The organism is Collimonas sp., assembly GCF_044339385.1.
GTDB lineage: Bacteria > Pseudomonadota > Gammaproteobacteria > Burkholderiales > Burkholderiaceae_D > Collimonas.
On sequence record NZ_JBIIVN010000020.1, the window covers coordinates 1 to 23,887 of the forward strand.

Sequence of the window (23,887 nt, forward strand, 5' to 3'; positions counted from 1 at the left end):
GCCAACGGCAGCATTCGACGCTTGGTTATCGTTCACCCTGCCAGTATTTAGATGACTGGCTCACTGAGCAACATCAGGAAAAACAGGCGGCATAAAAGCCACCTGTTGGAAGACGAAAAATCGAGGGAAGCTCAGTCCTGGCAGTTCAAAAAATTTGCAGATACATCATCCAAGCAGTGGTTTGGCCAGAAATGGAAAGACAAGGTAGCAGCCGGCTTCACCAATTCGGCGACCATGAACGGTGACAAAGGGAGCACTATCAGTTACCTGATCACTTTTGCGATGCAGCACGGCATGGTGTGGGTCGGCACCGGGCTGCTGCCTGCCAGTAGCGAGGCGGCACAACGTAATGATGTCAATTTTGTCGGTGGTTTTTCAGGTGCGCTGGCGCAAAGCCCATCCGACTCGTCGCCGGAAGAGGGGCCAGCGGCGGGTGACCTGGAAACCGCCAGACAATTCGGCAAGCGGGTTGCCGAGACTGCGCAGAAATTCAAGTAATCAGACTGGATGGCCCCGCCGGCTGTGTGTTGACTGCGGCCATGTAATCTTCCCAGAAGAAAAAATCCCACAGGCAATTGGCTGTGGGATTTTTTTGCGCGGTGGCGCTCAGTTTGCTGCTGTTTGGATGGCAGTTGCCTCCAGCGGCGTTGTTATTTCTTCCGGCACGCAATGCGGGCAGGACTTGCTGGCCACATAGCGCGGTGATAATTGCTCGCGTGGCGTCACTACGGCGCGGCAGGCGTAGCATTGCACGGTCGCGGTTTCCTGCAACTGCGGATTAAGCGCGGTGCGATAGTCGAACACGAAGCAATCGCCATCATAGTGCGCACCACCGCATTCTTCGAAGTACTTGAGGATGCCACCTTCCAGTTGGTAGACGCTTTCGTAGCCGATATTTTGCATACGGATTGCCGCCTTTTCGCAGCGGATGCCGCCGGTGCAGAAGGTGACAACGGTCTTGTCTGCCAGCGCGTCCTTGTGTTCCGCCACGACTGCCGGAAATTCGCTGAATTTCTCGATGCGCCAGTCAATCGTGTTGTGAAATGTGCCGACGTCGACTTCAAATGCGTTACGGGTATCCAACATGACAACTGGCTTGCCGTCGTCGTCATGACCCTGATCCAGCCAACGCTTCAAGGTTTTGGCTTCCACCGCGGGTGCGCGGCCAAGCTCAGGCTTGATCAGAGGGTGCTTCATCGTGATGATTTCGGCCTTCAGCTTGACCAGCATGCGTGTGAATGGCTGTTTCTCCGAATAGCTTTCCTTCACTTCGAGGTCGGCAAAGCGCGCATCTGCGCGTAGCCAAGCCAGGAATTGATCGATCTGTTCACGCAAACCGGCTAAAAACAGGTTGATGCCTTCCGGAGTGAGCAAGATCGTTCCTTTTAGCTCCAATTGTTTACAAATTGCGAGAAATTCCGGGCGTTTCTCTGCTGTATTGTCGAAAGTAACGAATTTGTAAGCGGCAATATTGACGTAAGGAGTACGGGACTGCATGGCTTGTTTCTCGGTAAGTCGTTGATTTGTCAGTATTATAAACGCGGCTGACGGGATTGCCCAATTTTGCCGATGGTACCCGGGGGCGGCAGGGTAAAATATCGCCCATGACGACACCGCAATTTATCCACCTCCGCCTGCACTCCGAGTATTCCATCTTCGATGGCTTGGTTCGCATAGATGACGTAGTCAAAGCCGCTGCCAAGGATCGCCAGGCAGCGCTTGGCATTTCCGACCTGGCCAATCTGTTCGGCATGGTCAAGTTCTACAAGGCCGCGCGCGGCAAAGGTGTTAAGCCGATCATCGGATGCGATGTCTGGATCACCAACGACGACGATCGCGACAAGCCGTCGCGCCTGCTGCTGCTGGTCAAGAATCGTAACGGCTATTTGCAGTTGTGCGAACTGCTCTCACGCGCTTGGCTCGAAAATCTGCACCGCGGCCGTGCGGAAATTCGCCCCGAGTGGTTGGCAGAACTGAAGAGCCACAGCGACGGCAACGGCCTGATTGCGCTGTCCGGCGCCCATTTCGGCGATGTCGGTATGGCTATCGACAACGGCAACATCGAGGCAGCGGAGCGCTGCCTGCAACGCTGGACCGCGATTTTTCCTGACAATTTCTATGTGGAGATCCAGCGCGTCGATCAGCCAAACATGGAGCCGCATTTGCGGCAGGCGGTGGCACTTGCGGCCAAGGCCGGTGTCCCGGTGGTGGCGACGCATCCGATTCAGTTCCTGAACAAAGAAGAATTCATCGCGCATGAAGCGCGCACCTGTATCGCCGAAGGCGAGATGCTTGCCAATGCGCGCCGCGTGCGACGTTTTAACGATCAGCAATCGTTCAAGACGCGGGCTGAAATGGCCGAGCTGTTTGCCGATATGCCAGCTGCATTGCAAAATTCGGTCGAGATCGCCAAGCGCTGCAACCTGACGCTGCAGTTGGGCAAGCCAAAATTGCCTGATTTCCCGACGCCGGCTGGCATGACGATCGGCGATTTTCTGGTGCAGCAGTCGCAAGAAGGACTGGAGTTGCGGCTGCTACATTTGTATCCGGACGAAGCCAGGCGCGAACAGCAGCGCCAGCGATACCAGGACCGATTGAAGTTTGAAACCGACACCATCATCAAGATGGGTTTCCCCGGTTACTTCCTGATCGTTGCGGAATTTATCTGCTGGGCCAAGCAGAACGGCGTGCCGGTGGGGCCGGGTCGCGGTTCCGGTGCTGGTTCGCTGGTGGCGTATTCGCTGCAGATTACCGATCTCGATCCGCTTAAATACAACCTGCTGTTCGAACGTTTCCTCAACCCTGAGCGGGTCTCGATGCCCGACTTCGATATCGACTTTTGCCAGGAAGGCCGTGACCGCGTCATCCAGCACGTCAAGGACCTGTACGGCAAGGATGCGGTGTCGCAGATTGCCACTTTCGGCACCATGGCAGCCAAAGGCGCGATTCGTGATGTCGGCCGTGTGCTCGATTTTGGCTACAATTTTTGCGATGGCATTTCCAAGCTGATCCCGTTCAAGCCGGGCAAACATGTGACGATTGCCGATGCAATCCAGGAAGAGCCGATGCTGGCCGAGCGCCTGGAGAACGAGGAAGAGGTCAAGCAACTGCTCAACCTGGCGCAGCAGGTCGAAGGCATTGCTCGTAACATCGGCATGCACGCCGGCGGCGTGTTGATCGCGCCTGGCAAGCTGACTGATTTTTGCCCGCTCTACACGCAGGGCGGCGACTCTGGCGTGGTTTCGCAATACGATAAGGACGACGTTGAAGCCGTCGGTCTTGTGAAGTTCGACTTCTTGGGTTTGACCACGCTGACGATTCTTGATCGCGCGGTGCGTTACATCAAACAGCTCGACCCGGCCATGGCTGATTTCAGTCTGGAGAAACTGCCGCTCAACGACCGCGCCTCATACGAGTTGCTGACCGCCGCTAAAACAGTCGCCGTATTCCAGTTGGAAAGCCGCGGCATGCAGGGCATGCTGAAAGATGCGCGGCCAGATCGCTTTGAGGACATTATTGCGCTGGTGGCGTTGTACCGTCCCGGTCCGATGGATCTGATCCCAGATTTCTGCAAACGTAAGCACGGCGAACGCTTTGATTATCCAGATCCGCGCACTGAAGGCATTCTGTCTGAGACCTACGGCATCATGGTGTACCAGGAGCAGGTGATGCAGATGGCGCAGGTGGTTGGCGGTTATTCGCTCGGCGGCGCTGACTTGCTGCGGCGCGCGATGGGTAAGAAGAAGGCTGAAGAGATGGCCGAGCATCGCCAGATTTTCCGCGGCGGTGCGGCCAAGGACGGTTTGTCCGAAGCCAAGGCCGACGAAATTTTCGACTTGATGGAGAAATTTGCGGGCTACGGCTTCAATAAGTCGCACGCCGCTGCTTATGCGTTGCTGTCGTATCACACGGCCTATCTGAAAGCGCATCATCCCGCCGCGTTCATGGCCGCCAACTTGTCGCTGGCAATGGACGACACGGAAAAGGTGAAGATTCTGGTGGAAGATGCGCTCGATGTCTGTAAGCTGACTTTGCTGCCGCCCGACATCAACCTCTCCGACTATCGTTTTACGCCGGAAGGCGAACCCGGCAAGAAAGCGACTTTCATCCGCTACGGCCTGGGTGCGGTCAAGGGCTCGGGGCAGAACGCGATCGAAGCGGTCATCGCTGCGCGCAAGGAAAAGCCATTCGTCGATTTGTTCGATTTTTGCCTGCGGGTCGACAAGCGCCAGATCAATCGCCGCACCATAGAATCGCTGATCCGTTCCGGCGCTTTCGATTGCTTCAAGGTTGATCGCGCAATCCTGCTGGCCTCGGTTGGCCGCGCGATGGAGGCTGCCGACCAGAAGCTGGCTTCGGCCAACCAGGTCAGCCTGTTCGGCGGCGACGACAGCGATCTCGAAGCGCCGATCGAATACTTGCAGGTCACACCGTGGAGCGACAAGCAGAAACTGACCGAAGAAAAGACCGCGCTCGGTTTCTACCTGTCCGGCCACTTGTTCAATGCCTACGCTGCCGAAGCGCGCCGCTTTGCGCGCACGCCGCTGGGCAGCCTGGAGCCGTCGCGTGAAACGCGCACACTGGCCGGAATCATTTCCGGCTTGCGAGCGCAGATGACGCAGCGCGGCAAGATGATGATCGTCACGCTGGATGACGGCAGTGCCACAGTCGATGTTACCGTGTATAACGAGCAGTTCGAACCGAACAAGGCCTTCTTTAAGGAAGACGAATTCCTGGTGGTGCAGGGCAAGGTCTCGGAAGACCGATTCAATGGTGGCTTGCGGGTGTCGGCTGAAAAAGTGATGGATATCGCTACCGCACGCACCCATTTCGGCCGGCAGATTGTGTTGTCGCTGTCATCAGCTTCTCAGAAAATGAATGCTGTACAGCTAAAGGATATGTTGTCGTCGCATCGATCAGATAACGGCTTGCCGATGACGCTTCGCTACACTGGTGACGGTGTAGCTTGTGAAATAGTGCTCGGTGATGAATGGCGAGTGTCTCCTAGCGATGGCTTGCAGACGGCCTTGTCTGAAAAAATGGGATCTGGCAACGTCGCTGTGGAATATTAACTCTGGTGCACTTACCAGAGCTCTTACATTTAACCCACTCCAGGAGAGTCAATTTGTCTTATATTAGATGGCCTGTCATTCTGGCCGTTGTGTTGTTTCCTGCTGTAACTATTGTTTTGCATAATGCGGGTAATGCGTGTTTGTATCTGCTTTTGATTTGTAGCGTAGTTGCATTGGTTTTGCGCCGCAAACCTATGGGTATTGCGTTCGGTGAAATTTTAAAAGGCTATTGGCCGCTTCATTTGGCCATGGGATCCTTGTTTATCGCTGTCATGTTCAATCAGTTATCGCTGGGAACTTTTGAGGCGAAGCAATATGACCGTGCACTGCGTCTTGCGATCTTTGCGCCAATCTTCTGGATAGTCTTGGCGGCTCCCCTTAAATATCTCAAGAGTATCCAATGGGCTTTGATTTGCGGTGTCATTGCTGCAGCGATCAAGATCTATTTGGTGACCGATGGAGGCATATCCAGGCCGAGTAATATCGGATTTCTGCTGATTATCGCTTTTTCTGATATCGCTCTTTTAATGGGTTGCATGACGCTGCTGTCAATTGGCTGGAATCATCACAGCAACAAAATGATCATCGGTTTGAAATTTCTCATTTTCGTTACCAGCATATATATCTCCATCTTAGGACAGTCCAGAGGTACTTGGATTGCAATTCCTTTTTTTATCATTTTTATGATCATGTCCTGGGGAGTCCAGCTTTGTCATAAGTTGATGCTGTTAATTTTTTCTCTTGTTGTAGTGGGATCCGTGTTTACTTTCAGCGATAAGGTGGAAACCAGAATCGCGGAGGGAAAATCGGATATTTCTCTTTATATGCAAGGGGGGAATGTTGATACTTCGTTGGGGATCAGATTGCAACTTTGGCGAGCTTCCTGGGAGCTATTCAAACAGCGCCCGGCTTTTGGAATAGGACGTCAGAATTTCGGAATAGGCTTGGAAGCGTTGTCTGCCAAAAATCAGATTAGTACTGCCGCGGCGTCTTTAGCGCATTCCCATAATGAACTTTTGTTTAACCTGACTATATTGGGAATATTCGGATTTTTGGCGAACTTATCGATATATTGCGTTCCTGCATACTATTTTTTCAGGGACATGCGTCATTCCGACCGCGACGTTAGAGCAGCCGCTGCAATGGGAGTACTCCTCTGCATTGGATTCTTTATATTCGGACTTACCGACCTGATGTTTTTCTGGACAGTTCTGGGCGGTTTTTATTGTATGAGCGTTGCGACGTTCCTTGCGATCATCATTAAGCGCAAAAAAGAACTTAAAGTAGACTGACCGATGAGCTCATCTCCCTATATAACTTATTTCAAGCGTCTGGCAATACTGCATCGACCCTACATGAGGCGTATGACTCTTGCGCTACTCGGGATGGTGATCACAGCCGCGACCGAACCTCTGGTGGCCTACATTTTCAAGATTTTGTTGGATAACGGGTTTGTGGAAAAACCGACGTTTCCGCTGTGGCTGGTGCCGGTCGCGGTGATTGGCGCATTTGTTGCCCGCGGCGCTTCTACATTTTTGACAACCTATATGACTAACTGGGTGTCGAGCCGCGTATTGACGACATTGCGGCAACAAATGTTTGATCGCATCCTGAACGTGTCGATTGATTTTCATGCCACGCATACGGTGGGGCGCGTGATCAATTCAATCATGTTTGAGGTGCAGCAAATCATTGAAATGATCAGCAAGCTGTTTACGTCGATTGTGCGCTGTGTGCTGACGGTAGCGGGTTTGCTGGGCTACATGCTGTTCATCAGCTGGAAATTGACGATTGTCGCCTTGGTGTTGATGCCGTTGATGGTCTTGGTGGTGCGGACCACCGCCAAGCGCTTGAAAAAGCTGAACAAGGATTCGCTCGACGTCAACGCACAATTGACGCAGGTAATAGAAGAAATTACGCCCGCGCAACAGGTCGTCAAGGTGTTTGGTGGCGAGACTTACGAGCGCAAACGATTCGCGGAATCGGCCGAACATATCCGCCACTACAGTATGCGCATGACCAGCGCCTTTGCTGCAACCGTTCCGGTGACGCAAATCATGATGGCTTGCGCGATGTCGGTGATGATCACCATGGGGCTGGTGCAAGCAGGTCACGGCCAACTTACCGCGGGAGATTTCGTCTCATTTCTGGCGGCGATGATCGCGTTGCAAGTGCCGCTCAAACAGTTGGCTGAGGTGAACGGACCGCTGCAGCGCGGCATGGCGGCGGCGGAAGCCGTGTTCAAGCTGATCGACAGCCCGATTGAGCGCAGCGGCGGCAAGCAGTTGGTGCAGCGTGCCGTAGGCAAGATCGAATTCTCCAACGTCGGGTTCGCGTACCCAGGCCAGCAGAAGCCGGCTTTGAAGGAAATCGACCTGCGCGTTGAGCCGGGAGAAACTATCGCCTTCGTGGGCATGTCCGGCGGCGGTAAATCAACGCTGGTGAACCTGATCCCGGGATTTTACTCCGTCACAGAAGGTTGTATCCTGCTCGATGATATGCCGATTGAAGGTATATCGCTTTCCAGTTTGCGCAAACAGATCGCCATGGTGAGTCAGAACGTGGTGCTGTTCAACGACACGGTTGCCGCCAATATCGCCTATGGCGACGATACCCCGGATCGGCCGCGCATCGAGGCGGCTGCTAAAGCTGCGTATTTGACAGAGATGATTGCCGCCCTGCCAGAGGGTTACGACACGCCGATCGGCGATAACGGCTCGCGCTTGTCCGGCGGTCAGCGTCAGCGTCTGGCGATGGCGCGCGCCATCTACAAGGACGCGCCGATCCTGATCCTGGACGAGGCGACATCGGCACTCGATAGCGAATCGGAACGCGCGGTACAGGCTGCGTTGGATCAGTTGATGGAGGGACGCACTACGTTTGTGATTGCGCACCGCTTGTCGACGATTGAACGCGCCAGCCGTATTGCGGTGCTCTCCAACGGCAGCATTGTTGAAGTCGGCACGCATAAAGAACTGCTCGATAAACAAGGTGCTTATGCAAATTTGTATCGCCTGCAGTTTTCCGGCGAGGACGTCAACGTAGAAGGGTAACGCTGAAAGTATATAGTTTTGAGCATCATTGCTTGAGATCGCCGATCCACTGTTCTAAGTCAACACAAAGCGACAACAGAAAAACCACAAACAATCATGACATCACAACTTGTTTCGAGCGAAGCACTGAAGAAAACCGACAAGATATTGTTCATTGCACACCTTGCGCTTGGCGATTTTACCTATCTACAGAATTGTTTCCAGGCCTTCGCGCGAGCTTTCCCGCATATCGAGATACATATCTGGGTGGATGAAGTGCGGCGCACAGACAACGCGGCAGCATGGCCTTACCTGAAAAAATATGCGCTGTACGACTGGCTGGCAGAATGTCCGTTTGCCGCCAGGATTTATCAGCAGACGTATAGCCCGGCATTGTTTGAACAGTCGATTGCCGAGGCGCAGCAGCAGGATTATCCGTTGGCGGTCTCGTTGTCGACTTTGCGGCCGCCGATGTATGCCGCGCTGGCGCGGCAAATCAGCCCGCGCGGTTTGGTGGCCGGCATGAAGAGGCCTTCAGGTATCCTTGCCTTTAGCCGGCGGCGTGCTTATCGCAAGCTGGATGTGGCTCTCGATCCGGACAACGAGGTGCGTGCGGGTACGCATATCAGCGACGTTTATGCCGGATGGTTCCAGCAATTGTTTGGCATCGTCACTACGCCTCTTTCACGTTTCCCTTTCGTGACAATTCCTGCGCAATGGCAGCAATCTGCCAAGCATCAGTTGAAGGAGTGGGGCTTTAAATATCAGGACCAGCCTGCGTCGAATCAAGGCAAGCTGCTGCTCATCAATCCCTACGCCAAGACCAAGAAACGCTGCTGGCCATTGGCGCGCGTGGTTGAGTTAGTTGCTGCGCTAAACAGCATGGAAGCATGGCGTGGCACACATTTCATCGTCAACGTTGTGCCCGAAGAAATGGCGAATGCCACGGCATTCTTCGAGCAGCATGCAGCGGGTCAGATTCGCTTGTTCAGTGCGCAGGAGAACTTCTTCCAACTGCCGGCAATGTTGCTGGAATGCGATCTGATCGTGTCGGTTGAAACGGCGGTGATGCATCTCGCCAATGCGGTTCGCGTTCCGGTGGTGGCTCTGATGCGCCAGAAAAATCCTGAATGGGTGCCGCTTGACCGCGAGCGCAGTGTCGTGATCACGGCGTCGAATCGCCGTGATTGGGTAAGTGCGATTACGGTGACGCAGGTGACGGAGGTCTTGAGTCGGAAATAGCTGACACAAGCGTCGACGTTTTTTTTGATTCCTGCACTTCCTGGCGCCACTGCAGGACGATATCGGCGACCGTTTCGGGTTTGATATTTTCCATGCAGGCGCAGCTGTCGGCTTTGCTGTCTATGCAGCCAGGGCAGCTCACCGGCAGCGCCAGTGCCTGCGCACGGCGCCCTAACGGCGCCCAGCGGCCAGGGTGCATGGGTCGCGTCGGCGGGAACAAACCGAGTGCACGCTGCCCTATCGCGGCTGCAACATGCAGCGGACCGGTACCGCTTGCGATCAAGCCATCGGCTCCCTTGATGAAGGAGCTCAACGCATCCAACGTGAACTTGCCGCAGACGTTGCTGACGTTCTGCTGCTGCAATAATTCAGCCGCATGTTCTTCCAGCCAGTTTCCTTCCGCCGCACTGCCTGTGAGCCACAAGCGGATATCCGGGTATCGACTCAACTGTTTGGCCAGCGCCGTGAAATGGCCGATCGGCCATTCGCGTCCGTGACCGTTCGATTTGGTGTGCAGGATCAGGTTAAACGGATGTGCCTTGAACAACTGGTCAATTTCCGGGACGTGGGGAATATCGAAGTCGTATAGCTTGATAATTTCCGTCAGGTCCGGAATGGTGTTGAGACCGAAAGGGCGCAGGAATTCGAAGTTGAACTGCGCTTCGTGATGCCCCGAATTGCCCTTCTTGAAGCGCACCCGGCGATTACAGCACAACATTTGGTAGAGCTTATGGCGGGCATTGCCGATGCGGTTGTGGATACGCGCCTTGAACGCGATAACCGCCAGGGACTTGAGCGGTTGTGCCAGGATGATGGTGTCGACGTTGGCCTTGGCAAAATAGGCGGACGGATCCTTCAGGAAGCCTTCAAGCTCAACCACTTCGTCGATACTGCGGCAACGCCTGACCACCGGCGCCGCATAGCTGCGGCATAGGAAGCTGATTTTGAGCGCCGGAAAATGTTGCTTCAGGTAAGCCGCAATCGGCAGCGTCAGGATGACGTCGCCGATATTGTCGGTGCGGGATATCAGGACATGCGTACTGTTTATTGCCATTGTTAGATCGGTGGAAGCTATATAGGGACAATGCGTTGCTGAAAGTGTAACCGGACGCCGGGGCGGCTGCTACGATTATCACCTCCGGTTAATTCTTGGACCATTATTTCGCCGCAAGGTATTTCATGTACCACTTGAAACTGTCGAATACTTGCCCGCGTTTCATCAGGAAGCGGGAAAACATCCGCATCTCCTTGTAATTGCGTGGGGCTTCGTCCAACGGCAGGTCGGCCCAGGGAGACAGCGCGTGGTATTTGGCGAACAAATCGCGCGATGCGTGCAGGCACCAGTTGTTCCAGGGCTTGACGGCGCCGGCAAAGTGGATGAAGACAACCGCGCCGATATCGCGCATCTGGCGCTTGTCTTTTTCCAGGTCGTGGATCAGGTCGTAGAGGAAATTCCACTTGCGGTCGATGTACTTGACCTGACCTTCCAGCACCACATTGAGCGCATCCTGATCCGGGAAGCGGTAATCCTTGCCGTTTTCCAGGATCGCGTGGATGGTTTTTTCGGTGATTTCTTTGGCCAGCCAGGTATCGACGTTCATGTACACGACGCCGGAATTGAAATATTTTTGTGACGATAACCGCAATGCGGCGCAACGGCGGCGCGTGGTCTCGTCGGCGTCCGGTATGGCAATTGCCGCGTTCTCGCCGAAATCCATTTGCAGCAGCTCTGCCATGCTGCCGACGCACAGGATATCGGCATCCAGATACAGAACCTTGTCGGTCATACCTTTGAGCGTCGACGGAATCAGCAATCGCGTGAAGATGGTCGGCGAATAATAGGAGAGCTGCGAGATGTGCGCAAACCGCTGGAACACCGCCGGATCGATGATGTGGATGTGCGTCTTCAGATCGTAAATTTCTTCCAGCTTCTTGAACTGTCTGCGATTGTCGTCGGACAGCGCAAAAGCGAATGCGTGGAAAGTGAATGTCACACCCGGGCTGTTATCGATAATCGAGGTGATGGTCGCGCCCATGCTGCGGCAATAGTGGTCGTCGACGCAGAAAGCGATATGGAAAGAAGTATCTTTTCCCGGTGTTGCGCAAACTTGATCTGAAGAGCTGTGCATTTGTCTATTAAAAACCTTACATGAGAATGATGTCGTATTGCTCTTGCGGATAAGTCGTTTCCACTTGCAGCGAAATCGGCTTGCAGATGAAGTCGCCCAGCATCGCCAGATGCTGCGATTCTTCTTCCAGGAACATGTCGACCACCACTTGTGAAGCCAGAATGCGGAACTCGCGCGGATTGAACTGTTTGGCTTCACGCAGCACTTCGCGCAGGATTTCGTAGCAGATGGTGCGCGCGGTCTTGACTTGCCCCTTGCCGTTGCAGGCCGGGCAAGGCTCGCACAGGATATGCGCGAGCGATTCACGGGTGCGCTTGCGGGTCATTTCGACCAGGCCCAGCGCAGAAAATTTCGATACGGATTTTTTGGTGCGGTCGCGCAGCAGCGCCTTGTGCAGCTCCGCCAGCACCGCCGCTTTGTGCTCGGCATTCTCCATGTCGATGAAATCAAGGATGATGATGCCGCCCAGGTTGCGCAAGCGCAGCTGGCGTGCGATGGCATGGGCCGCTTCCAGATTGGTTTTGAAAATGGTGTCGTCGAAATTGCGGCCGTTGACGAAGCTGCCAGTGTTGACGTCGATCGTGGTCATTGCCTCGGTCTGGTCGACGATCAGATAGCCGCCGGATTTGAGCGGCACACGGCGGCTCAGCGCTTCCAGTATTTCTTCCTCGACACCATACAGATCGAACAGCGGACGCTCTCCGGTATAGTGCATCAGGCGCGCCGTCACCGACGGCGTGTAGCTGGCCGCGAAGTCCTGCAGTTTGACGAAGTTTTCGCGTGAATCGACCTGAATCGTCGACGTTTCATCGTTGACGAAATCGCGCAGTACGCGTTGCGCCAGGCTCAGGTCCTGGTGCAGCAGCGTCGGCGCCGGCTTGGATTTGGCCAGCTGCGTGATTGAAGACCAGGTCTTGCGCAGATATTCGATATCCATTTGCAGATCGGCATCCGGCGCATCTTCCGCCATGGTGCGGATGATGAAACCACCTTTTTCATCGGGCGGCAGCAGCTTTTGCACTTTACTTTTCAGTAGTTCGCGTTCGGCTTCGTTTTCGATCCGCTGCGAAATGCCGATATGGCGGTCTTGCGGCAGATATACCAGCATGCGGCCAGCGATCGAGATTTGCGTTGACAGCCGCGCCCCCTTGGTGCCGATGGGATCCTTGACCACTTGCACTGTGAGCGACTGGCCGTTGTAGAGCAATTTCTCAATCGGCGTCTGTTGCCCTGCCTGGCCATCGTGTGGGCGGGTTTCCCAGATATCGGCGACGTGCAGGAACGCAGCACGCTCGAGCCCGATATCGATAAAAGCCGATTGCATTCCCGGTAGCACGCGTACCACCTTCCCCAGGTAAATGTTGCCGGCCAGGCCACGCGACAAGGTACGCTCGATATGCAACTCTTGCACAGCACCCTGGAAAATCAGCGCGACGCGGGTTTCCTGGGGCGTGATGTTGATGAGGATATCTTCGCTCATAGGATGCGGATGCCTGCCTGTTGTAATAGTTGCGCGGTTTCGAAAAGGGGCAAGCCCATGATGCCAGAGTGGCTGCCGCGGATGGTTTCGATGAAAATTGCCGCCGGGCCTTGGATGCCATAGCCGCCCGCCTTGTCGTACGGCTCCGCGGTCTCACAGTAAGCATTGATCATGGCATCGCTCAGTTGCTGGAATAAGACATCGGAAACCTGCGTGAGTTGCCAGGTTTGTTCATGGTGGATGACCGCAACGCTGGTCAGTACCTGGTGCCTACGTCCCGATAGCCGGCGCAGCATTTCAACTGCTTCTCCCTTGTTGGCTGGTTTTCCGAGGATCTTGTCATCGATGGTGACGGTAGTGTCTGCCGCCAGAATCGGTCGCACCGGCAAACTGCGCCGGACCATCATCTGGTGCGCCGAGCGGGCTTTTTCCATCGTGACCCGGGTGACATACGCGAGAGGGGCTTCGTCCGGTAGTACTTCCTCGCTGACGTCGGAGCCGCGTGGTGTCTGGTCGCGCAACAGCAGCAACTCAAACGCTACATCGATTTGCCGCAGCAGTTCGCGCTGGCGCGAACTTTTCGAAGCAAGATAGATTTTCTGGAAAGGATTTTTCATTGCTGGCTTTACGGCGGATGTGTCGTCGAATGTTTCCAGCGATTATTACAGAGATACGGGGTTGTCGGTGTAGTATTGTTTGCTGCCAAGCGGCAATTTAAACCCGATGATAGGGGTGGTTCTGGGTAATCGACCAAGCCCGGTACAATTGTTCTGCTAGCAATACCCGTACCATGCCGTGTGGCAAAGTCAGGCTGGAGATGCGCAGCAGGCTGTCGGCCTTGCCTTTGAACTCGGGATCGAGGCCGTCGGCACCGCCTATGATGAAGGCAACGTCGCGGCCGTCGCGCTGCCATCGGGTCAGTTGCTGCGATAGTTGGACGCTGGCGAGGTCTTTGCCACGCTCGTCGAGGGCGACGATGTACACACCTTTCGGCAGCACTGCCTCAATCCGGCTACGTTCAAGCGCCATCGCGGAGGCTGCGGTGTTGCTGCCGGAGCGTTCTACGGGTTTGATTTCCTTGAGGACGATGCGGCAGTCCGGCGGCATGCGTTTCGCATACTCGCCGAATCCGCTTTCGATCCAGGCCGGCATCTTGTGGCCGACCGCAGCGATGATGAGCTGCATGACTGAAGCTGTTTCTGCAGCAGCTTATTCTGCTGCCTTGGTTTTTGCCGGAGCGCGCTTCACAGCCGCTTTCTTGACAGCCGGCTTCTTAGCAGGGGCTTTCTTTGGCGCAGCCGTCTTCTTCGGTGGAACAGAACTCTTCGCCGGAGCCACCTTGATGGTCTTGCCGACTGCTTTCTTGGTGCCGTCAGTTTTGACCGGTTTCTTGCGCGCCGGGGCTTTCTTCGGGGTGTCGTCTTCCGGCTTCAACGCTTGCGAAGTCGTCAGATGTCGCGAGATCTTCTTCGGTGCTTCTTCTTCGGCGGCGGTGCGGGTAGAGATGCGCTTGGCAGCACCGAACTTGACTTCCTTGTCGCCCCAGATTTCTTCCAGGCGATAGTAGGCGCGGATTGCCGGCTGCATGATGTGGACGACCATGTCGCCCATGTCGACCAGCACCCATTCTCCGGTGTCCTCACCTTCGATACTGAGGATGTTGCCGCCATTTTCCTTGACTTTGTCGCGCACCGAGGAGGCCAGTGCCTTGGTCTGGCGGTTGGAGGTACCAGAAGCAATCGCAATACGATCGAACAAACCAGTCAGGTGAGTCGTGTCGTAGAGGCGAATGTCTTGGGCTTTGATGTCTTCGAGCGCATCGATGACGAGACTTTGTAGTTTTTTGATATCCATTTAATTCTTATAGAGATGATGTTGTTCAATATAGTCCAGTACTGCCGCCGGGACCAGCGTATCGGGTCTTTTGGCCTTGTGCAGTGCGGTACGTATTTCTGTTGCGGAAATATCTACAGCCAGATTTTTTGCCAGGTAGGTCAAGCCATGGGCGCTCTGACGAATCTGTTCCGGGGTGGCGGCGCGGCGTGTAAATTCGCGCCTGACCTCGGCTGGCACTTTCGATTCATCCATGGCGAAACCAGGGCGTGAGGCTACACCTAGATGGGCATAGTCAAATAGCCGGTCCCAGCCTTGCCAGGCATTCAAGTGCTGCAGCTGGTCCGCACCCATCAGGAAAACGATCGAAGCCTGCGCGCCCAGTTCGCTGCGCAATGACTGCAGCGTATCTATCGTATAGGTTGCGGTTTGGCGCCGGATTTCCTGCTGGTCGATGACCACTGGTACGCTTTGCCGGCTAAATGCAAGCCGCACCATCTCGACTCGCTGTTCCGCCGTAGCTTCCAATCCATGCTTTTGCCAGGGGTTACCGGCCGGGATGACGCGTAATTCATCGGGGGTCAGCAGGGTTGCAAAATATTTCGCCAGGGCAACGTGACCATTGTGCACCGGATCGAAACTGCCACCGAGAACTGCGATGCATGGCCGCGGAGTGTGATTGGATGTCATTGCGAACTGTCCATCAAATCCACTCGCGATGGACCAGGAAATCGGAATAAAGCCGGGCTTCCGGGCTGGCCGCCGTCGGTTGCCAATCGTAGCGCCACTTGACCACGGGCGGCATCGACATCAGGATGGATTCGGTACGTCCCCCTGATTGCAGACCGAACAAAGTGCCGCGATCATACACTAAATTGAATTCAACATAGCGTCCGCGGCGATATGCCTGGAAATCCCGCTCGGTTTCAGCGTAGGGAATATCCTTGCGGCGCGCCAGGATCGGGGTGTAGGCCGGTATGAAGGCATTGCCCACGCTCTGCATCATGGCAAAGCTCTGTTCGAAGCCCAATTCATTGAAATCATCGAAGAAAATACCGCCAACCCCGCGCGGTTCCTGGCGATGTTTCAGGTAGAAATAATCGTCACACCATTTTTTGAAGCGCGGGTAGAGCGCGCCGTTGCCATGTTCGATCGCCGCAGCATCGAATGGCATCAGCGCATCCCGGCAACTGCGATGGAAGTGCTCGACATCTTCGGTAAAGCCGTAATACGGTGTCAGGTCGATGCCGCCGCCAAACCACCACACCGGCGCCTTACCTTCTGCCGAAGCGATGAAGAAGCGCACGTTCATGTGTACGGTCGGCGCAAATGGATTGCGCGGATGCATGACCAGCGATACCCCCATGGCCTCCCATTGGCGACCGGCGATGTCAGGACGGTTGGCCGCTGCCGAGGGTGGCAGGTTCTTGCCCATCACATGCGAAAAGCCGACGCCGCCGCGCTCCAGCACATTGCCTTCTTCGATGATGCGCGAGATGCCGCCGCCCTCGGCGCGCTGCCATTGATCGCTGCCGAACGGCTTGCCATCGATCTGTTCGAGTGCGGCGACGATGGTTGCCTGCAGGTCCAGCAGGTAAGACTTGACGGCGTTGGCCGGGCTATCGAGGGTGATGTTTGCGCTCATCGTGCTGAAAAAAGAAGAAATAGGATGCCGGTTTGTTTTGCAATAAAAAACATCGGCTTGCTGAGATAAAGCCCGATCACGCCTAGGAGATCCCGTCATTCCCGCCAATCCGGGAATCCAATTCAGGCTGCCAATTCAATTCATGCTGCCAATTGGCCTCCCTCGCTGGCGAAGGTGACGGGGTAACAATGCAACTCAGTCAGACTGATTCAGGCATGTTTCTTCAATGCCCGCCAGCCGATGTCGCGGCGGAATTGCGCGCCGCTGAAATGGATCTGGTCTATCACATTGTAGGCTTGCTTTTGCGCCATCTTGACGCTGTCGCCCAAGCCGACCACGCACAGCACGCGGCCGCCGGAGGTCGTCAGACGTTCGCCGGTGAGGGTGGTGCCAGCATGGAAAGTTACACTGTCTGGGGTTTCCGCAGGAATCCCGGAGATCAGGTCGTCCTTGCGTGGCGCATCCGGATAACCGGCCGCTGCCATCACGACGCCCAGCGCGGTGCGACGATCCCATTCCAGTTCGACGCTGTCAAGCGAGCCGTTGACGGCATGTTCCATCACCGTCAACAGGTCGGTTTTCAGGCGTGCCATGATCGGCTGGGTCTCCGGATCGCCCATGCGGCAATTGAATTCCAGTGTCTTTGGATTGCCGTGATCGTCGATCATCAGGCCGGCATACAGAAAGCCGCTGAAGGGGATTCCATCCTTGGCCATGCCCTGTACGGTCGGCGTAATAATTCCGCGCATCACGCGGGCGTGCAGTGCCGGAGTGACGATCGGCGCCGGCGAATACGCGCCCATGCCGCCAGTGTTCGGCCCCTGGTCGTCGTCCTTAAGGCGCTTGTGATCCTGGCTGGTGGCCAGCGGCAGGATGTTCTTGCCATCCACCATGACGATGAAGCTGGCTTCCTCGCCGGCCAGGAACTCCTCGATCACCACGCGTGCGCCGGCATCGCCGAGGCGATTGTCGGATAGCATCATGTCAACCGCAGCATGCGCCTCTTCCAGACTCATGGCGACGACCACGCCCTTGCCGGCAGCCAGGCCGTCGGCCTTGATGACGATTGGCGCGCCTTTCTGGTCGATATACTGATGCGCTGCATCGACATCGGAGAAGGTTTGGTACTCAGCGGTGGGAATGTGGTGCCGCTGCATGAACGATTTTGCGAAATCTTTGGAGCTTTCCAGTTGCGCCGCTTCACGCGTTGGTCCGAAAATTTTCAGGCCGCGGTCGCGGAAAATATTCACGATGCCAGCGGCCAGCGGCACTTCGGGGCCAACCACGGTCAGCGCGACATGTTCGCGCTCGACGAAATCGGCGAGTGCGGCCGGATCCGTGATATTGATGTTTTCCAGCCGTTGATCAAGCGCCGTGCCGCCGTTGCCGGGGGCGACGAAGACGGTTTGAATGCGCGATGATTGGGCGATTTTCCACGCCAGGGCATGCTCGCGGCCGCCAGAGCCCACTACCAGAATTTTCATATGAACCTGTATCAGTCTTCGATTACTGCGTTGCTATAAATTTCTTGTACGTCGTCCAGATTTTCCAGGGCGTCGAGCAATTTTTGCATCTTGATTGCATCGTCGCCTGTAAATACGGTCTCGGTGGCCGGTTTCATGATGATTTCCGCCACTTCAGCCTTAAAGCCTGCCTGTTCCAGGGCTTGCTTGAGTGCTGCAAAATCGTGTGGGCCGCAGATGACCTCGATGCCGCCCTCTTCGTCGGTGATGACGTCTTCGGCACCGGCTTCCAGTGCCGCTTCCATCAACGCATCTTCATTGGTGCCAGGGGCGAACAGCAACTGGCCACAATGCTTGAACATGAATGCCACCGAACCTTCGGTGCCCATGTTGCCGCCAAACTTGGAAAAGGCGTGGCGGACTTCGGCCACGGTGCGGATTCTATTGTCAGTCATGCAATCGACAATGATGGCGGCGCCGCTGATGCCATAGCCTTCGTAGCGTACTTCTTCATAGTTGACGCCGTCCAGGCTGCCGCTGCCGCGCTGGATAGCGCGCGTGACGTTATCCTTCGGCATATTGGCATCTGATGCCTTGTCTACCGCCAGCCGCAAACGCGGATTGGCGTCGATATCGCCGCCGCCCATGCGCGCGGCAACTGTGATTTCCTTGATAAGTCGCGTCCAGATCTTGCCGCGCTTGGCGTCGGTGGCGGCCTTCTTGTGTTTAATGTTGGCCCATTTGCTGTGTCCAGCCATGATGGTTCTTTCTTGCTCTAGTTAGCTATAATCAAAGGGCAATTTTACCATATCGGACATACTTGAAATCCCACTTCTGAGCACCTGAAAACATGTCAAATCCTCTCTTGATAGCCAAAAATGCTCAGCAGGACCTGTTACTTCTGTCAGCGCTGGTCAATCGTCACGGTTGTATCACTGGCGCTACCGGCACCGGCAAGACCGTGACCTTGCAGGTGATCGCGCAAGCTCTTTCCGACGGCGGCGTGCCGGTTTTCATGGCTGACGTCAAGGGTGATTTGTCCGGTATGGCCAAGGCTGGCGTCGCTTCGGTCAAGCTCAGGCAGCGCCTGGATGCGCTTGGCATCACCGCGCCGCAATGGGCGGCAACGCCAGTGACTTTCTGGGATGTTTACGGCCAACAAGGTCATCCGGTGCGGGCCGCCATCTCCGATATGGGGCCGTTGCTGCTGGCGCGCATGCTCAACCTGAACGATACTCAGCAAGGTGTGTTGCAACTGGTGTTCAAGATTGCCGACGATAACGGCTTGTTGCTGCTGGACCTGAAAGACCTGCGGGCGATGTTGCAGCACGTTGGCGAGAATGCCGCCAGCTTCCAGAGCGAATACGGCAATATCTCTGCCGCCAGCATCGGCGCCATCCAGCGCGGCCTGACCGCTATCGGTGAACAGGGCGGCGAACAGTTCTTCGGCGAGCCGATGCTCAACATCGACGACCTGATCCAGACTGACGGCGACGGCGACGGCAAAGGCGTGGTGAACATCTTGGCAGCCGATAAACTGATGAATGCGCCGCGTCTGTATTCAACCTTTCTACTGTGGATGCTGTCTGAATTGTTCGAGCGTCTGCCGGAAGTCGGTGACCTCGACAAGCCGAAGCTGGTATTTTTCTTTGACGAAGCACACCTTCTGTTTAGCGAAGCGCCGAAGCCGCTGCTGCAAAAGATCGAGCAAGTAGTGCGCCTGATCCGTTCCAAAGGTGTAGGCGTGTTTTTCGTCACGCAAAATCCGCTGGACATCCCCGACACCGTCCTCGGCCAGCTTGGCAATCGCGTGCAGCACGCATTGCGCGCCTATACGCCGCGCGACCAGAAAGCAGTGCAAGCCGCCGCCGCCACCTTCCGTGCCAATCCTGCACTGAACACCGCACAGGCCATCAGCGAGCTCGGCGTGGGCGAGGCGCTGGTGTCTTTTTTAGACGATAAGGGCCGCCCGAATATCGTCGAACGCGGATTCATCCTGCCGCCGGCATCGCAGATCGGCCCGCTTACGGACGACGAGCGCAAACAACTGATCGCCACATCAATCGTCGCCGGGGTCTACGAAACCGCGATTGATCGCGAATCGGCATATGAAATATTGAAAGGGCGTGCAGCCGCAGCGCCGCCCGCCAGCGAAGGTGCCGATTCTTCCGGCGCCGCCGCCGGATCCTGGGGCAGCGTCCTGGGCGGCTTGCTCGGCGGCGGCTCGGGCCGCAGCGATACGGTGGTCCAGGCGGTAGTCAAGTCGGCGGCGCGCAGCATCGGCTCGCAGGTCGGACGCGAACTGATTCGCGGCGTGCTGGGATCGCTGCTGAAGAAGAAGTGAGCTGTGACTCTTGCCATGTATTGCAAAAACGTGCGGAGTTCGTGGTGACTTTATTCTTCCGAAAATGAGTTTTTCGCTTTTCACATCGTATGGCGCACAGGCAGCATCTTCGCGCTTGCTGGAGATTGTTAAACCATCGGTCGATATGAGTTTCATCAATCCACCGGTTGCCAACGCGATCTTCACATACCCATTACAATTCCAACGTGAGTATTACATGAGCAACACGCACCATCAGACCAGCCGCCAGCTTTTTTTGGGCGGATTGGCAATTGCCGTCACCGGCGCAATTTTGTTTTCCGCTAAAGCGATCGTAGCCAAGTTGATTTATCGGTACCCGGTCGATGCGGTGTTGTTGATTACGTTTCGTATGTTGTTTTCGTTGCCGGTGTTTGCGGCGGTAGCACTATGGAAGGCCCGCACCGAGAAGTCGTTGTCGAATGCAGATCGGATGCGGATTGTGGTGCTGGGACTGATCGGCTACTACTTGTCGAGTTTCCTCGACTTTCTGGGGCTGCAATACATTTCGGCTGGACTGGAGCGCCTGATATTGTTTTTGACGCCATCATTTGTGTTGCTGATGTCGTTTTTGTTTTATCGGCGCAGGGTGACTTGGCTGGAGTGGGCCGCATTGCTGATTTCGTATCTCGGTACGGTGCTAGTGTTCTTGCATGACGTGCGTCTTGGCGGTGCGAATATCGGCCTGGGTAGTGCTTTGGTGCTGGGTGCAGCGGTCAGCTATGCGTTGTACCTGATGCTGTCGGGCCAGTTGGTGAGCCGGGTCGGGGCGATGCGGCTGGTGGCTTATGCGATGTGCGTGTCATGTGTTGCCTGCATCCTGCAGTTCATGCTGCTGAGGTCGTTGCCGATTCTGTTCCAGCAGGCACCGCAAGTGTATGGCTTGTCTGTTATCAACGCCGTATTTTGCACGGTGTTGCCGGTGTACCTGACGATGGTTGCGGTAGCGCGCATCGGTCCGGCGACATCGGCCCAGGCAGGCATGGTGGGGCCGGTATCCACGCTGTTTTTGGGAGCATTGATTCTGGACGAGCCGATTACCGCGATTCAATTGACTGGTACCGCCTTGGTGTTGATGGGGATTTACTTGATTTCAAAAAAGAAGCAATAAAGAAGCAATAAAGAAGCAATAAAGAAGCAATAAAGAAGCAATAAAGAAGCAATAAAGAAGCAATAAAGAAGCAATAAAGAAGCAATAAAAAAACCGAAAACCTGTCCAGGGTTTCGCTGCAATCTGTCTTAATCATGAGGGGCAGGAGTCATTATGGTAAAAGCAATCAGGATGTCTAAAACCGGTGGCCCCGAGGTCATGGAGTATGTCGATGTAGAGGTGGGGGAGCCAGGGCCGGTTGAAGTGCGGGTCCGGCACGTTGCCTGCGGCTTGAATTATATCGACGTCTATTTTCGCAGCGGTTTGTATCCGCAGCCGCTACCTGCCGGTCTGGGGTAGGAGGCCGCAGGTGTGATCGATGCCGTCGGTCCTGATGTGCATCATCTGCAAGTCGGCGATCGCGTGTCCTATGCCACCCGCCCGAATGGCGCCTACGCGGAAATGCGCGTCATGCCGGCTGCTTTTCTGGTCAACTTGCCTGACGCCATCAGCTTTGAAACCGCCGCTGCGATGACTCTGCAAGGTTTGACGGTGCAATATCTGTTCCGCCGCACTTTCCCGTTGCGCGGCGGTGAAACCATCCTGTTTCATGCCGCCGCGGGCGGGGTCGGCCTGATTGCCAGCCAGTGGGCCAAGGCGTTGGGCGTGACGATGATCGGCACTGTCAGCTCGGATGAAAAGGCGGCCCTGGCGCGTGCCGCCGGATGCACTCATGTCATCAATTACAAAACCGAGAATTTTGTCCAGCGCGCGCACGAAATCACCGACGGTAAAGGCGTGCCGGTAGTGTATGACTCGATCGGTAAAGATACCTTCATCGGTTCGCTCGACTGCCTGGCGCCGCTTGGCTCGATGGTGAGTTTTGGCAATGCCTCGGGAGCGGTGCCGCCGTTCAGTCTCAATGAACTGGCCTCGCGCGGCTCGCTGACGATCACCCGGCCATCGCTGCCCAGCTACATCTCCACCCGTGCCGATCTTGATGCAGCAGCAGCCGATTTGTTCCAGATGATCGACAGCAAGCAAATCAAGATCGACATCAACCAGCGTTACGCATTAAAAGATGTGGCGCAGGCGCATGCCGATCTGGAGGCGCGTAAAACCACCGGGTCCACCATCCTGATTCCCTGATCCATCGCCTGTGCACATGAGGTATCGATGAGCGACCCTCTGAAAAACCGTCCGGATGTCGATCCAGACAACCCGATGAATCATCCGCAAGAGCAGCCTGCCGGCAGCGACGGTTCGCCCAAGTTCGGGCGTTTGCTGATCGCACTGGTGCTGGTGGTGATTCTGATCGGCTGTATTACCGTTGCCAGCGAGTGGTTCTATAGCGGCGCATAAAGAAGTGATGTTGCAACTTAATTTTGCAATTTAGCTTCGCAATTTAGCTTCGCTGTTGAAGAATAAAAAAGACCCGCGCCCTCACTGTGGTGAGAGCGTGGGCCTTTTTAGTGATTGACGCCGCAGTTACTGCTTGTCTTCCACTTTCAATTTAACCGTGTGCGGCACGCCGCTCTTACCGGGGAAGTCGGTAAATGCGCTGCGTACCAGATACGGCATTACCGCAGCCAGGGAATTGATCTTGCCCTCGCTGGTGACGGTGACGTCATACAACTTCTTGCCGTTGATGGCGCTGCTGATCGAGACGTTCAGGCGGCGCTGGAACAACTGGTAGTTGAATGTACGCTGGCCCACCACCTGCGGTCCGTACCAAAACGGATCATAGAACGGTCCATAGAAACCCGGGCGACCCCAGCCATATGGGCCGTATGGGCCGTATGGGCCGTACCACAACGGATCAGCGACCACCGGTTCAGTCTCATAGACGGCGCGTGCGGAAATGTCATAGTTGAGGGCGACTTTGAGTTGCGCCGCGCCGGCACTCGTTTGCGCCACGAATCCCAGTCGCTGTAATTCGGCGCCCACCAGGTTTTCATAGCGCTTGTATTCCAGGTCATTTTCTTGTGTCGTCGTGCGCTCGAACACGTACGACTTGTCGGACAGGTCGGCCGGCCACTCATTGAAGGCGGTGACGTCGCTGCGGATGACGGTTGCGCAGCCGCCCAGCAGTAGCATGAGTGCAGCGCAACAGAGACTGGAGAGACTGATAAAGCGTTTCATTGTGATTCCTCTTCGTGGGGTATGTACAGAGAAATTCCACGGTCTGCTTGATTGACATTGGTGGCTTCTGGCACATATTTGGAGCGTCGATTCTGTCTGGCGGTCGAGGTCAATCGCCATTGCGGCCGGATAATAACAATTTTAGCTAAGTCCCGGTGGCGCCGCTTTATTGCTTTGTCACTTTCTGTAACTGCGAGTGATGGCAGCAGCAATCTCGGCCACAATCACCGCGACCAAGACAGCGACCAAGACAGCGACGTTGACAGCGAGGGAGGGTGTGCTGGATTTTGTGTAAACGGAATTTCGTTTAATTCGGCTTCATCCGTTCTTCAAACTGGATAGTGAAGCGGTTAAGTGCTCCCTTCCAGTCCCGCAATGGCATCGTCCACTTCTTGCT

Annotated in this window: 19 protein-coding genes and 2 pseudogenes; 9 read left to right on the forward strand and 12 right to left on the reverse strand. The window is 55.5% G+C overall.

Annotation, left to right across the window (positions count from 1 at the left end; translation table 11 throughout):
- Window positions 1–135 precede the first annotated feature (135 nt).
- Window positions 136–498: pseudogene (locus tag ACIQ0R_RS02765) on the forward strand (flavodoxin family protein); the annotation flags it as partial.
- Between the two features lie 108 nt (window positions 499–606).
- Here the strand turns inward: ACIQ0R_RS02765 and ACIQ0R_RS02770 are convergent.
- Window positions 607–1,497, reverse strand: a complete 891-nt coding sequence (locus ACIQ0R_RS02770) for a sulfurtransferase (protein WP_395823453.1) — start codon at window positions 1,495–1,497, stop codon at window positions 607–609.
- A 107-nt stretch (window positions 1,498–1,604) separates the two neighbouring features.
- Between ACIQ0R_RS02770 and dnaE the strand changes: the two genes are divergently transcribed.
- From dnaE to ACIQ0R_RS02790, 4 genes are all read left to right on the forward strand, one after another.
- Complete coding sequence (dnaE, locus tag ACIQ0R_RS02775) at window positions 1,605–5,072, forward strand: DNA polymerase III subunit alpha (RefSeq protein WP_395823455.1); 3,468 nt, start codon at window positions 1,605–1,607, stop codon at window positions 5,070–5,072.
- A 53-nt stretch (window positions 5,073–5,125) separates the two neighbouring features.
- Window positions 5,126–6,364 (forward strand): O-antigen ligase family protein, encoded by a 1,239-nt coding sequence (locus tag ACIQ0R_RS02780; protein ID WP_395823457.1) that lies wholly within the window; start codon window positions 5,126–5,128, stop codon window positions 6,362–6,364.
- A 3-nt stretch (window positions 6,365–6,367) separates the two neighbouring features.
- A complete protein-coding gene (gene msbA, locus ACIQ0R_RS02785) occupies window positions 6,368–8,125 on the forward strand; it encodes a lipid A export permease/ATP-binding protein MsbA (protein WP_395823459.1) in 1,758 nt (585 codons plus the stop codon).
- A gap of 96 nt (window positions 8,126–8,221) precedes the next feature.
- Window positions 8,222–9,346, forward strand: coding sequence for a glycosyltransferase family 9 protein (locus tag ACIQ0R_RS02790; RefSeq protein ID WP_395823461.1), 1,125 nt, complete (start codon window positions 8,222–8,224; stop codon window positions 9,344–9,346).
- On the opposite strand, the gene ACIQ0R_RS02795 is transcribed toward ACIQ0R_RS02790, so the two are convergent.
- From ACIQ0R_RS02795 to ACIQ0R_RS02840, 10 genes are all read right to left on the reverse strand, one after another.
- Entirely contained in the window at window positions 9,306–10,400 is a 1,095-nt protein-coding gene (locus tag ACIQ0R_RS02795; RefSeq protein WP_395823463.1) for a glycosyltransferase family 9 protein, read from the reverse strand. The two genes, ACIQ0R_RS02790 and ACIQ0R_RS02795, sit on opposite strands and share 41 nt — an antisense overlap.
- Before the next feature lie 103 nt (window positions 10,401–10,503).
- Window positions 10,504–11,475, reverse strand: a complete 972-nt coding sequence (locus ACIQ0R_RS02800; protein WP_395823465.1) for a glycosyltransferase family 8 protein — start codon at window positions 11,473–11,475, stop codon at window positions 10,504–10,506.
- 16 nt (window positions 11,476–11,491) lie between these two features.
- Window positions 11,492–12,955 (reverse strand): ribonuclease G, encoded by a 1,464-nt coding sequence (rng, locus tag ACIQ0R_RS02805; protein ID WP_395823467.1) that lies wholly within the window; start codon window positions 12,953–12,955, stop codon window positions 11,492–11,494.
- Window positions 12,952–13,572: a Maf family protein gene (locus ACIQ0R_RS02810; RefSeq protein ID WP_395823469.1), complete on the reverse strand. Its 621-nt coding sequence runs from the start codon at window positions 13,570–13,572 to the stop codon at window positions 12,952–12,954. The genes rng and ACIQ0R_RS02810 overlap by 4 nt, the downstream gene beginning before the upstream one ends.
- Window positions 13,573–13,669: 97 nt before the next feature.
- Complete coding sequence (gene rlmH / locus ACIQ0R_RS02815) at window positions 13,670–14,140, reverse strand: 23S rRNA (pseudouridine(1915)-N(3))-methyltransferase RlmH (protein WP_395823471.1); 471 nt, start codon at window positions 14,138–14,140, stop codon at window positions 13,670–13,672.
- A 24-nt stretch (window positions 14,141–14,164) separates the two neighbouring features.
- A complete protein-coding gene (gene rsfS, locus ACIQ0R_RS02820) occupies window positions 14,165–14,809 on the reverse strand; it encodes a ribosome silencing factor (protein ID WP_395823473.1) in 645 nt (214 codons plus the stop codon).
- Window positions 14,810–15,478: a nicotinate-nucleotide adenylyltransferase gene (locus ACIQ0R_RS02825; protein WP_395823475.1), complete on the reverse strand. Its 669-nt coding sequence runs from the start codon at window positions 15,476–15,478 to the stop codon at window positions 14,810–14,812.
- 13 nt (window positions 15,479–15,491) lie between these two features.
- On the reverse strand, window positions 15,492–16,433 hold the full coding sequence (hemF, locus tag ACIQ0R_RS02830) for an oxygen-dependent coproporphyrinogen oxidase (RefSeq protein WP_395823477.1): 942 nt from the start codon (window positions 16,431–16,433) through the stop codon (window positions 15,492–15,494).
- A 209-nt stretch (window positions 16,434–16,642) separates the two neighbouring features.
- Window positions 16,643–17,917 carry a phosphoribosylamine--glycine ligase gene (purD, locus tag ACIQ0R_RS02835; protein WP_395823478.1) on the reverse strand — a complete coding sequence of 425 codons (1,275 nt, stop codon included), beginning with the start codon at window positions 17,915–17,917 and terminating at the stop codon, window positions 16,643–16,645.
- 11 nt (window positions 17,918–17,928) lie between these two features.
- A complete protein-coding gene (locus tag ACIQ0R_RS02840; RefSeq protein WP_395823480.1) occupies window positions 17,929–18,654 on the reverse strand; it encodes a YebC/PmpR family DNA-binding transcriptional regulator in 726 nt (241 codons plus the stop codon).
- 92 nt (window positions 18,655–18,746) lie between these two features.
- Here ACIQ0R_RS02840 and ACIQ0R_RS02845 point away from each other — a divergent pair, with 92 nt between their 5' ends.
- From ACIQ0R_RS02845 to ACIQ0R_RS02860, 4 genes and pseudogenes are all read left to right on the forward strand, one after another.
- Window positions 18,747–20,240 carry a helicase HerA-like domain-containing protein gene (locus tag ACIQ0R_RS02845; protein ID WP_395823481.1) on the forward strand — a complete coding sequence of 498 codons (1,494 nt, stop codon included), beginning with the start codon at window positions 18,747–18,749 and terminating at the stop codon, window positions 20,238–20,240.
- 217 nt (window positions 20,241–20,457) lie between these two features.
- Window positions 20,458–21,369 (forward strand): DMT family transporter, encoded by a 912-nt coding sequence (locus tag ACIQ0R_RS02850; RefSeq protein ID WP_395823486.1) that lies wholly within the window; start codon window positions 20,458–20,460, stop codon window positions 21,367–21,369.
- A gap of 153 nt (window positions 21,370–21,522) precedes the next feature.
- Window positions 21,523–22,497, forward strand: a pseudogene (locus ACIQ0R_RS02855) (quinone oxidoreductase family protein).
- Window positions 22,498–22,524: 27 nt separating this feature from the next.
- Entirely contained in the window at window positions 22,525–22,710 is a 186-nt protein-coding gene (locus ACIQ0R_RS02860) for a hypothetical protein (protein ID WP_395823482.1), read from the forward strand.
- A gap of 126 nt (window positions 22,711–22,836) precedes the next feature.
- On the opposite strand, the gene ACIQ0R_RS02865 is transcribed toward ACIQ0R_RS02860, so the two are convergent.
- Window positions 22,837–23,490 carry a DUF4136 domain-containing protein gene (locus ACIQ0R_RS02865; protein ID WP_395823484.1) on the reverse strand — a complete coding sequence of 218 codons (654 nt, stop codon included), beginning with the start codon at window positions 23,488–23,490 and terminating at the stop codon, window positions 22,837–22,839.
- Window positions 23,491–23,887: the final 397 nt, after the last annotated feature.

Coding starts and splice junctions, on each gene's coding strand:
- ACIQ0R_RS02770 (WP_395823453.1), bottom strand. CDS start 1,497: ATGCAGTCCCGTACTCCTTACGTCAATATTGCCGCTTACAAATTCGTT.
- dnaE (WP_395823455.1), top strand. CDS start 1,605: ATGACGACACCGCAATTTATCCACCTCCGCCTGCACTCCGAGTATTCC.
- msbA (WP_395823459.1), top strand. CDS start 6,368: ATGAGCTCATCTCCCTATATAACTTATTTCAAGCGTCTGGCAATACTG.
- ACIQ0R_RS02790 (WP_395823461.1), top strand. CDS start 8,222: ATGACATCACAACTTGTTTCGAGCGAAGCACTGAAGAAAACCGACAAG.
- ACIQ0R_RS02795 (WP_395823463.1), bottom strand. CDS start 10,400: ATGGCAATAAACAGTACGCATGTCCTGATATCCCGCACCGACAATATC.
- ACIQ0R_RS02800 (WP_395823465.1), bottom strand. CDS start 11,475: ATGCACAGCTCTTCAGATCAAGTTTGCGCAACACCGGGAAAAGATACT.
- rng (WP_395823467.1), bottom strand. CDS start 12,955: ATGAGCGAAGATATCCTCATCAACATCACGCCCCAGGAAACCCGCGTC.
- ACIQ0R_RS02810 (WP_395823469.1), bottom strand. CDS start 13,572: ATGAAAAATCCTTTCCAGAAAATCTATCTTGCTTCGAAAAGTTCGCGC.
- rlmH (WP_395823471.1), bottom strand. CDS start 14,140: ATGCAGCTCATCATCGCTGCGGTCGGCCACAAGATGCCGGCCTGGATC.
- rsfS (WP_395823473.1), bottom strand. CDS start 14,809: ATGGATATCAAAAAACTACAAAGTCTCGTCATCGATGCGCTCGAAGAC.
- ACIQ0R_RS02825 (WP_395823475.1), bottom strand. CDS start 15,478: ATGACATCCAATCACACTCCGCGGCCATGCATCGCAGTTCTCGGTGGC.
- hemF (WP_395823477.1), bottom strand. CDS start 16,433: ATGAGCGCAAACATCACCCTCGATAGCCCGGCCAACGCCGTCAAGTCT.
- purD (WP_395823478.1), bottom strand. CDS start 17,917: ATGAAAATTCTGGTAGTGGGCTCTGGCGGCCGCGAGCATGCCCTGGCG.
- ACIQ0R_RS02840 (WP_395823480.1), bottom strand. CDS start 18,654: ATGGCTGGACACAGCAAATGGGCCAACATTAAACACAAGAAGGCCGCC.
- ACIQ0R_RS02845 (WP_395823481.1), top strand. CDS start 18,747: ATGTCAAATCCTCTCTTGATAGCCAAAAATGCTCAGCAGGACCTGTTA.
- ACIQ0R_RS02850 (WP_395823486.1), top strand. CDS start 20,458: ATGAGCAACACGCACCATCAGACCAGCCGCCAGCTTTTTTTGGGCGGA.
- ACIQ0R_RS02860 (WP_395823482.1), top strand. CDS start 22,525: ATGAGCGACCCTCTGAAAAACCGTCCGGATGTCGATCCAGACAACCCG.
- ACIQ0R_RS02865 (WP_395823484.1), bottom strand. CDS start 23,490: ATGAAACGCTTTATCAGTCTCTCCAGTCTCTGTTGCGCTGCACTCATG.